The organism is Oleiphilus sp. HI0043, from assembly GCF_001634935.1.
The window spans coordinates 1-979 of record NZ_LWEY01000585.1 but is presented as its reverse complement, the minus strand read 5'-3'; the positions used below and the strand labels follow the sequence as shown (position 1 = coordinate 979).

Annotated in this window: 1 protein-coding gene and 1 pseudogene; one reads left to right on the top strand and one right to left on the bottom strand. The window is 43.4% G+C overall.

Annotation, left to right across the window (positions count from 1 at the left end; genetic code table 11):
- Nucleotides 1–176: 176 nt before the first annotated feature.
- Nucleotides 177–559, top strand: a pseudogene (locus A3729_RS34500) (BLUF domain-containing protein).
- Here the strand turns inward: A3729_RS34500 and A3729_RS07280 are convergent.
- Nucleotides 560–979 (bottom strand): DUF924 family protein (locus tag A3729_RS07280; RefSeq protein ID WP_068633516.1); only part of this gene is annotated, 420 nt, incomplete at its 5' end. It lies immediately after the preceding pseudogene.

Sequence of the window (979 nt, the reverse complement as noted above, 5' to 3'; positions counted from 1 at the left end):
GATGGTATTTATGGGCACCTCCTTTAGTGTCAATATTACTCAAATGGCCCTGGAAACGGCTGTTCATAACGATATCCCGATAGAAATCGTAGACCCGAAGCCCGTGAAAATTCACTACCAAAATACAACTTATCATCAGGTAAAGGCGTCTGATTATATTAAGAGAGTGACTTAACGTGAGTCTAGTTCAATTGATTTATGTGAGTACGGCTTCCAAGGTTTTAACCCTAGAAGACTTGAAAAGTATTGTTGAAGTCGCAAAGCTGAATAATCAAAAGCATATGATTAGCGGTTTTCTATGCTCAGATAAGCGCTATTTCAACATATCAAAACAGACTATCGCCACAAGGCCTTAAAGCTTATCGTTTATAACGAAACGACTAGCCGCTCTTTTCCCGAGTGGGCAATGGGAGCCGTTCTTAAAGTCGGGAGTCACGAGAAAATACTCGCAAAGTTCAACCCTGATCGTTCATTTCAACCGTATGCTTTAAGTCCAAGTGATAGCCTTAGTTTCTTACAGGCGTTTTCTGAATTCAGAGGGATGCCAAAAAGCACTTAATCAGAAAGACGAGCCTGGCTGCTCCAGAAACGCTAACTCTGGCTGACTCGACTCTCTTCCAAGTATCTGATTACGATGAGGGTAGCGACCAAAACGATCAATAATTTCCTTATGGCGCTTTTCAAATTCAAGATTGCGCTCCAAACCCTTTTGAGAATAAAGCGACAACGCAACTTCATGAATCGCTCTTGATTCACTATGCATGAAAGGCATATACAGAAAACTTCGCTCAGTGGGTTCAAGTGCTAAATCTGCACGACAAGCGATCGCTTCCTGAGCCAGCACCAAAGCAAGTGTATCAGAAGCGAAAGCAGCCGGCGTATCTCGATACATATTTCGAGAGAATTGATCTAGAACGATAATCTCAGCCAACCGGCCTTCGGGGCTTGAACGCCAAGTGTAGAGTTCCCCCGCATTCGC